The sequence below is a fragment of the Anaerotruncus sp. DFI.9.16 genome, assembly GCF_024461615.1.
Classification (GTDB): domain Bacteria; phylum Bacillota; class Clostridia; order Oscillospirales; family Ruminococcaceae; genus Anaerotruncus; species Anaerotruncus massiliensis.
The window spans coordinates 1-7,418 of record NZ_JANFZX010000086.1; the positions used below are offsets into that span (position 1 = coordinate 1).

General features: G+C 65.5%; 10 protein-coding genes. 5 read left to right on the top strand and 5 right to left on the bottom strand.

The window, feature by feature from the left end:
• Positions 1-65: 65 nt before the first annotated feature.
• Entirely contained in the window at positions 66-512 is a 447-nt protein-coding gene (locus NE609_RS16255; protein WP_121587413.1) for a MarR family winged helix-turn-helix transcriptional regulator, read from the bottom strand.
• Positions 509-1,885 carry an MATE family efflux transporter gene (locus tag NE609_RS16260; RefSeq protein WP_370867181.1) on the bottom strand — a complete coding sequence of 459 codons (1,377 nt, stop codon included), beginning with the start codon at positions 1,883-1,885 and terminating at the stop codon, positions 509-511. Before NE609_RS16260 ends, NE609_RS16255 begins: the two co-directional genes overlap by 4 nt.
• A gap of 139 nt (positions 1,886-2,024) precedes the next feature.
• Here NE609_RS16260 and NE609_RS16265 point away from each other — a divergent pair, with 139 nt between their 5' ends.
• Positions 2,025-2,441: an OB-fold nucleic acid binding domain-containing protein gene (locus tag NE609_RS16265; RefSeq protein ID WP_256153123.1), complete on the top strand. Its 417-nt coding sequence runs from the start codon at positions 2,025-2,027 to the stop codon at positions 2,439-2,441.
• On the opposite strand, the gene NE609_RS16270 is transcribed toward NE609_RS16265, so the two are convergent.
• On the bottom strand, positions 2,392-3,036 hold the full coding sequence (locus NE609_RS16270; RefSeq protein WP_256153117.1) for a polymer-forming cytoskeletal protein: 645 nt from the start codon (positions 3,034-3,036) through the stop codon (positions 2,392-2,394). The two genes, NE609_RS16265 and NE609_RS16270, sit on opposite strands and share 50 nt — an antisense overlap.
• 186 nt (positions 3,037-3,222) lie before the next feature.
• Complete coding sequence (locus tag NE609_RS16275; protein WP_256153118.1) at positions 3,223-3,537, bottom strand: hypothetical protein; 315 nt, start codon at positions 3,535-3,537, stop codon at positions 3,223-3,225.
• A 63-nt stretch (positions 3,538-3,600) separates the two neighbouring features.
• Between NE609_RS16275 and NE609_RS16280 the strand changes: the two genes are divergently transcribed.
• The gene (locus tag NE609_RS16280; RefSeq protein ID WP_256153119.1) at positions 3,601-4,971 is read left to right on the top strand and encodes a hypothetical protein; all 1,371 of its coding nucleotides are present in this window, start codon (positions 3,601-3,603) and stop codon (positions 4,969-4,971) included.
• A gap of 54 nt (positions 4,972-5,025) precedes the next feature.
• Here the strand turns inward: NE609_RS16280 and NE609_RS16285 are convergent, their stop codons facing one another.
• Positions 5,026-5,595, bottom strand: a complete 570-nt coding sequence (locus NE609_RS16285; protein WP_121587420.1) for a dipicolinate synthase subunit B — start codon at positions 5,593-5,595, stop codon at positions 5,026-5,028.
• Positions 5,596-5,924: 329 nt separating this feature from the next.
• Between NE609_RS16285 and NE609_RS16290 the strand changes: the two genes are divergently transcribed.
• From NE609_RS16290 to NE609_RS16300, 3 genes are read left to right on the top strand one after another with little or no spacing between them, the layout of a single operon-like run.
• A complete protein-coding gene (locus NE609_RS16290) occupies positions 5,925-6,515 on the top strand; it encodes a hypothetical protein (RefSeq protein WP_256153120.1) in 591 nt (196 codons plus the stop codon).
• 3 nt (positions 6,516-6,518) lie between these two features.
• Positions 6,519-6,881 carry a prepilin-type N-terminal cleavage/methylation domain-containing protein gene (locus tag NE609_RS16295; RefSeq protein ID WP_101549895.1) on the top strand — a complete coding sequence of 121 codons (363 nt, stop codon included), beginning with the start codon at positions 6,519-6,521 and terminating at the stop codon, positions 6,879-6,881.
• Positions 6,878-7,366 carry a type II secretion system protein J gene (locus NE609_RS16300; RefSeq protein ID WP_256153121.1) on the top strand — a complete coding sequence of 163 codons (489 nt, stop codon included), beginning with the start codon at positions 6,878-6,880 and terminating at the stop codon, positions 7,364-7,366. Before NE609_RS16295 ends, NE609_RS16300 begins: the two co-directional genes overlap by 4 nt.
• Positions 7,367-7,418: the final 52 nt, after the last annotated feature.

Consider the following 7,418-nt stretch of genomic DNA (forward strand, 5'->3'; position numbering starts at 1 on the left):
CCCCCCCCCCCCCCCCCCCCCCCCCCCCCCCCCCCCCCCCCCCCCCCCCCGCCGCTGTACATTTCTCATTTGGACGACCGCTGCCGGTCGATCTCATCGGCGAGGTTGCGGCGCATCCGGGCCACGAGGGCGGAGGCCTGCGCGATCTCCTCCCCGCTCAGTCCGCGGTAGAGCACCCCGTGCAGCTCGTCGATGACAGCCTCCACCTGCGGGCGCAGCGAGAGCGCCCGCCCGGTGGGATAGAGGTGGTTGATCCGCCGGTCGTCGGGGTCGGTTTCCCGGCGTAGGAGCCCCGCGTCCTCCAGCGACTTCGCCACGCGGGCGGTCGTCCCCTTGTCGAACCCCCGCCCCACCGAAAGCGCGTCCTGCGTCGTGCCGGGCATCTGGTAGACCTGCATCAGCACCGGGAGCTGCCCCACCTCAACCCCCAGCGGAGCGAGCCGGCAGGCGAAGAACCGCTGCCCGTAACGGTAGAGGATGGAGATGTCCCGGTTGAGGCGCACCTTTTTCATGCCGCGTCTCCCTCCGCCTCCTCCTGCGTCTTGAGCTCACGGAGGACGGTGAAGCCGATCTGCACCGAGAGCAGGAAGGTGGCCAGATCGGAGAGCGGCTGGCTGAGCTGCACGCCGAGCACCCCGAAGAGCGGCGGCAGGACAAGGATGAGCGGCAGGAAGAAGAGCCCCTGCCGCGCCATGGCGAGGACGGTCGCCTTGGCGGCCTTGCCGATCGTCTGGCAGAGCATGTTGTTGATGATCACCCAGGACATGAGCGGGAAGGCCACGCACTGGAAGCGCAGCGCCCGCGCGCCGATCTCGACGACGAGCGCGTCCTCCCCGCGGAAGACCGCGATGATCCCGGGGGCGAAGATGAACCCGGCCACCGCCAGCACCGCCAGCACGACGACCGACACGCGCACGCAGAACCAGAAGCCCTCGCGGACCCGCTTATAGAGCCTGGCGCCGTAATTGAAGCCGCACACCGGCTGGAAGCCCTGTCCGAAGCCGATGAGCGCGGAGGAAGCGAACATGTTGACGCGGGAGACGATCGACATCGCGGCGATCGCCGCGTCGCCGTAGGGGCCTGCGGCGAGGTTGAGGCAGATGGTGGCGACGCTCGCCAGCCCCTGCCGCCAGAGGGAGGGCAGGCCGCCCCGCAGGATTTCGCGGTAAAGCTCCCAGCGGGGGGTGAAGTCCCGGAAATGGATGCGGATGTTCCCGCCCCGCGTACAGCCGACCAGCAGGATGCAGAAGCTCACAAACTGGCTGATGACCGTCGCGATTGCCGCCCCGGCGATGCCCATGCGGAACACGAAGATAAACAGCGGATCCAGCGCGATGTTGAGGATGCCGCCCGCCGCGATGCCGACCATCGCGTAGGAGGCGCTGCCCTGGAAGCGCAGCTGGTTATTGAGGACGAGCGACGCGGTCATGTAAGACGCGCCGAGCAGGATGTACCGCGCGTAATCCCGCGCGTAGGGCAGGATCGTCTCGGTCGCGCCGAGCAGCCGCACGAGCGGGTCGAGGAAGATAAGGCCGAAGAGGGTGATGAGTCCGCCCACGATCAGCGCCGAGAAAAAACCTGTCGCGGACATGCGCGAGGCGTCCCGGAAATCCTGGCCGCCGAGGCTGCGGGCGATGTAGTTGCCCGAGCCCTGCCCGAACATGAACCCGATCGCCTGGATGACCGCCATCAGCGAAAAGACGACGCCCACCGCGCCCGTCGCGCTGGTACCGATCCGACCGACGAAAAAGGTGTCCGCCATGTTGTAGACCGAGGTGATCATCATGCTGATGATCGTGGGGACCGCCAGCGTCGTGATGAGCCGCGGAATGGGCGTCTGGGTCATTCTGGCGAATTTGTCCGCCTGATTCTGGTCGCTGTGCACGAAACCGCTTCCTTTCTTTCCCTCCCATTATATCAGGCGGAAAAATAGTTGTCAACGCAACCTTTCTGCCAGAAAAAGGAGGCCCGTCCCCCGAATCCCCCGCCGAAAAATTTTCGTTGGGAAGCGCCGTGCCGGTAGGCTGGGACGCCGGGCGCAGAACAAGCGCGGCATGGGCGGCGTCATCTTCATCGACCTGCGGGACCGCGAGGGAATGCTCCAGGTGGTGTTCGACGCGCAGAACCTTTCGCGGGAGGACTTTGCCGCGGCGGAGGGCCTGCGGGTCGAATCGGTGGTCGCGGTGCGGGGGGAGCTGCGTCCGCGCAGCGAGGAGACCCGCAACCCCCGGCTCGCCACCGGCGCCTTCGAGCTCTGCGCGCGCGGGATGGAGGTGCTTTCCGAGGCGCGGCCCCTGCCCTGCTCCAGGAGATCTTCCGCTCCCTGCTCGGCTGAATGGCAAAAAAACGGGGCCCGTTCCACATCTGGAACGGGCCCTGCGGATATTTTGCTCAGAGGTTTTCAAACGCCTTTTCGATCTCCTTGTCGCGGAGCACCTTGAGGGCGCCGTGGATGACCGCGCCCTGGTCGATGGTGACCAGCTCGGAGGTGACGTCGCCCAGCAGCATGGCGTTCTGGTTGAAGACCGCCGCCTCCCGCGTCGTGACGTTGCCCTTGACGCGGCCGTTGATCGTGGCGCGAGACGCGCCGATATCCCCGACCAGCACCGACTCCCCGTCCATCGTCAGGATGGCGGAGGCCGTGACGTTGCCCTGCACCCGGCAGGCCACCATCTCGATGTTGTTGCCCTGGACGTTCCCGGTCACCTGCCCGCAGATGCGGACGTTGCCCTTCGCGTCGATATCCCCCTTCATCTCGCCGAGCATTTCGACATGCCCGTCCGACGATATCGTGCCGGTGATCGACGTGCCCGCCGAAACGGTCGTCTTCTGCATCCCCTTGGCGGCGGGCGCCGGGCTCGCCGCGGGTTCCTCCGCCGCGGGCTCCTCCACGGCCGGGGCCTGGCGGCGGTCCTTTTTGCCGCCCTCGTTCACCGCCAACATGCTGAACCCGCCGAAGGCCGACAGGGCCACCGGAGCGATCAGGCCGATGCCAAACAGGCTTTTCAGGGTCGCCAGCATCCGTTTTACACTCATGTTTACCATCCTCTCGTTTCCATTCTCAAACCCATGCCGGACAAGACCACCTCCGGCCGGTGGAAAACGCCCACGCGCGCCAGCCGCGGGCCGCTTCCGCGAGCCCGGCGCACCTTGATCAAATGTAACTTCATTATAGAATACTTTCCAAATTGTTGCAAGATGTTTAGAAATTTTTACCTATATTCATGCAACTTTTTCTGTTACCAGCCTTAAATTGTAAAGTTTGTCTTCCGTAAAGATCGATTTAACCGAACATTTTAGATATTTCGCGGAATTATTTTTGATGTAATCGATCGGCGTTTTTTTAATTTTGTGACTGGAAAAGGGAAGCTTTGAGCCTTCCGGCCCCAAAAGACGCTCCGTCCGCCCTTTTGGGAACCGCCCCGCAGGCCGCCGCCCTCCGCCCGGCCGCCAAAACCGACGCGGACGCGGTGGCACGGAAAATCCTCCTCCTGCCCGGCAAAACGCTCCGCCGTGACCTCCGGGTCCTTTTTTCATCTTGCGTCCCCCGCCGGCGGGAGGTATACTGAATTCAAATCGGATTGGATTGGGGGAACCGGAATGAAAAAGAGCGTTGCCCGCGCGGCGGGACTGTGCGCGGCCCTCCTGCTTGCGCTGGGCGGATGCGCGCCGGCCCAGCCCGCGCCGCAGGAGGCGCCGGCGGCGTCCGCGGAGGCGTCCGGAGCGGAGGAAGAAGCGGCGGCTGTTTCCGCCGTACCGGAGGGCTTTTGCGAGGTGCATATCGTCTTTCCGGACAACCGCGAGAGCGTCGGGACGGGCGAGGACCTGCGCGTGGACGAAAACGGCGACCTGCTCCCGCCCGCCCGGAGCGGCGCGGTGGATTACCGCGCGGAGGAGCTCGTCACCCTCGACCTGCTGCTCCCCGAGGGGTGGACCGCGCGGCTCCCCGCTGAAGGGGAGGGCACCTACGCGGAGATGCTCCGCGGGCCGGTCAACCTCTATCGCGGCGGGCAGTGCGTCGGCACCGTGGGGTACGACCGCTTTGACGACGAACCGATCGAGGCGTGGGAGGACTACGGCTTCGACGCGCCCCCGGCCGATTACCAGGGCTACTACCGCTGGCTGATGACCGGCTCTCGCACCTGGGACGACAGCTACACCCTCGTCGCCCAGACGGGGCGGGCCGTCTCCGCAACCTGCCGGGTCCGCTACCCCGCGCGGCTTTTCGGGGACGGCGCGGACTACTATAACAAAGGCGTACTCTGCTGCGACCTCGACCTGCTCTACTTCACCGGCATCGAACTGATCGACAGCGCCCTCACCGACGAACAGCTCCGCGTAATTGCCGACAGCATCAGGCTGTCGGCGGGCGAGCGTCCCTTCGGCCCGCCGCTGCCCGTCCCCTCCATCGAGACCCCGGCGGGCTTCCGGCAGGCGGAGGTGCTTTTCCCCGCCTCCCGGGAGGGGGCTGACGGCGACGAACGCCAAGAGCTCTCCCCCTTCCGGATGCGCATGGCACTGCCCGAGGGCTGGACGGTCCGCAGTCCCGCACAGGCGGAGACGGGCGGGGACCTTTTCTCTCCGATGGACCTCTATGACGGGGAGACCCGCGTCGGCAGCGTCGGCTGCGGGACCTTCACCTTCGCCGGGCCGACGACCGGGGAAAACTTCCACCGCATGATCTACGGCCCGCTGATGCTCGGTTCGGTCGTCAACTGGGACAACGACTACACCCCCGTCACGATGACCGAGACGACCTGCACCGCAACCTGCCGGGTGATGCGCAAGGCGGACGGCCCCGAATGGGAGGGAGTCAGCATGGCGGACAGACCCGAACGCTACAGCCCGGCCATCCTCTCCTACGACGAAAAGCTGCTCGTCTACGTGGCGTTCTCCTTCGAGGAGGGGCTCGTCACCGGCGAACAGCTTGACGGCATCGCGCGGACCATCCGGCTTCTGCCGGAACGGTGACGCCAAAAAGCCCCCGTCCGCCTGCGCGGCCGGGGGCTTCATCGTTTCATCGGGTCACGCATAGACCGGCTGGAGCTGCTTTCCCGCGAGCGCGGCCTCGAGCGCCGCGCCCACCTTGTCGAAGTGCGCCACCACCGAGGTCGGCTTTTTGACCGGGTCGTCCTGCGACATCGGGACGAAATAGACGTTCTTGGCGTTCATCAGCACGCCGATGTTGCGCGCCGAACCGGAGAGCGCGTCGTTGGTCGACACCGCCAGCAAAAGCGGGTTCCCGTTGCGCAGATTCGATTTCGCGGCCATCGTCACGGGGGTGTCGTTCACACCGTTGGCGAGCTTGCCGAGGGTGTTGCCCGTGCAGGGGACGATCACCATCGCGTCGAGCAGGTTTTTCGGGCCGATCGGCTCGACCTCCTCGATCGTGTGCCACACCTTGCGGCCGCACGCCCGCTCGATCCGTTCGATCCAGTCGGCGGCCTTGCCGAAGCGGTTGTCGGAGACGTAGGAAATCGGGGAGAGGATCGGGAACACGTCGTAGGTCCCCGCAAGCTCCTCCATCACCGGCAGCACTTTCGCCCAGGTACAGAAGGAACCGGTCATGGCAAAGCCCAGTTTTAATTTGTCCATCACAGCACCTCCTGTTCAGACAGGCAGTTGCCGATCGTGTCGAGGATGATCTCTCCGGCGGTGATCGGCGCGGTTTTTCCAGGCAGTGAAAGCGCCCAGATCGTTTTGATGCCGAGGTCGCCGGCGGCTTCAAGGTCTACCCCGGTAGAGCGCGCATTTGGATAGGGCGGGGAGTTGGGGTGGAGCGGACGTTTGCACTACCATTTTCTGTGCGGTTACGCAAGTCCGGGCCCTGATTCTGGAAGGGATGCGCGGTTGAAAAAAGGCGCTGTTTCTGGTATGATGACAGATAGGAACAGGGCAACTGAAACATACGGGGAGGCGGGGCCATGCGCACCGGAAACAAAAAGGGATACGTCCTGCTGACGGTCGTCTGCGTCTTCGCCTTTCTGTCGGCGCTCGGCTTCACTCTCCTGACGGCGGCGCTCGCGAACATGCAGAGCGCAGAGCGCAAGCTCGCCAGCGCGCAGACCGACTCCTACGCCGTCTCGCTGGCCGAATCGGTCAACGGCATGGTGGAGGCGGGGCGGTTCGAGCCGCTCGTATCGGGGTGGAAACAGGCCGCCGCGGCTTCCGCCAGCATCCCCGACGGCCGGGATTCGGTCTTTTTGCCGGGGAGAGGCGCGGCGAACGCCCTGGAATCGGAGGAGATCGCCGTCGCGGACCCGGCCGACCCCGGCGCGGACGGCCGGACGGTCCGTATGGACGCCTCCTTCTGCCTTTCGGACGTCACCGTCCGCCGGGACCCCGCCGACCCGGACAACCGCAGCAAATATACCGCCTCCGGAACGCTCGAGGCCGATCTGGCCGTCACCTGCCAGCTTGACGGCCGGGAGGTGGTCATCCGGTTCCACAGCACCTTCGACGCGGCGGCGGACGCCGGGAAGTGGAAGCTGCGCCAGTTTGTAAAGGGGGACTGAGCCATGCGCCGGAAAATTGGGAAGCCGCTCCGGGATAAACGGGGCTTTACGCTGATCGAATCGGTGCTCGGCGTGCTGCTCTTCGCGCTCGTGATGACGGTCGTCGCGGCCCTCTTCGTCACCGCGTCGCGCATCACGATCCGCACCCAGCAGTCGGAAAACGCGGTCAACCAGGTCATCGCCCTCTCGGAAGAGGCGGGCGCGGACCTCTCCGCGCCCTACGAGACGCGGGATTTCTCCCTCGTCAGCGGCGGAACGGTGAACGAGGAGCTGCGGCTTGTGACCTACGAGGTATCAAATGGCGACGGGACGGTTCGCCTGAGCAAATTCGTCTACGCGCCCGCGGAAACGGGGGGAACGCCATGAGCCGCCTGCGCGCCCTGCTGCGGAAAGAAAGGGGCTTCACCCTCATCGAGATGATCGTGGCGATGACCGTCTCCGCCCTGCTGATGGCGGGGATCGCCGCGCTGCTGCCGAGCTTTGTGAAAATCCACGCGCACAGCATCGACCTCTCCTACGCGAAAAAGATCTCCAACAGCATCGAGGAGGCGCTTGGCAACGAGCTCTCCTTCGCCTCCCGCGTCTCCGTCTCGGCGGACGGCGCGATCCTCACCTACACCGGCCGTCACGGGGAAAAGACGGTCGACGGGAACGCCGACCCGCCGGTTGTCGAAGGGCTCGCCTACGATCCCGGCTACTACATGGGCCAGCAGGTCACCCTCCGCTTTTCCCTCGACGGGGAGGTCTGCACCGTCTCGATCGCCGTGCGCGACCGCACGGGCGGAAGCCTCTACAGCGCCAACAGGCCCATCCGGCTGCACGGGGTCCAGCCCGCCGCCTCCGAGCCGTGATCCGGTCATGCAAAAAAGCGCCCCCGGGTTCCCACATAGTGGGGACCCGGGG

Bases quoted from the DNA above. Each gene is read 5' to 3' on its own strand.
- NE609_RS16275 (WP_256153118.1), bottom strand. From the start codon at position 3,537: ATGAAAAAAGGACCCGGAGGTCACGGCGGAGCGTTTTGCCGGGCAGGA.
- NE609_RS16255 (WP_121587413.1), bottom strand. From the start codon at position 512: ATGAAAAAGGTGCGCCTCAACCGGGACATCTCCATCCTCTACCGTTAC.
- NE609_RS16280 (WP_256153119.1), top strand. From the start codon at position 3,601: ATGAAAAAGAGCGTTGCCCGCGCGGCGGGACTGTGCGCGGCCCTCCTG.
- NE609_RS16300 (WP_256153121.1), top strand. From the start codon at position 6,878: ATGAGCCGCCTGCGCGCCCTGCTGCGGAAAGAAAGGGGCTTCACCCTC.
- NE609_RS16295 (WP_101549895.1), top strand. From the start codon at position 6,519: ATGCGCCGGAAAATTGGGAAGCCGCTCCGGGATAAACGGGGCTTTACG.
- NE609_RS16285 (WP_121587420.1), bottom strand. From the start codon at position 5,595: ATGGACAAATTAAAACTGGGCTTTGCCATGACCGGTTCCTTCTGTACC.
- NE609_RS16290 (WP_256153120.1), top strand. From the start codon at position 5,925: ATGCGCACCGGAAACAAAAAGGGATACGTCCTGCTGACGGTCGTCTGC.
- NE609_RS16270 (WP_256153117.1), bottom strand. From the start codon at position 3,036: ATGAGTGTAAAACGGATGCTGGCGACCCTGAAAAGCCTGTTTGGCATC.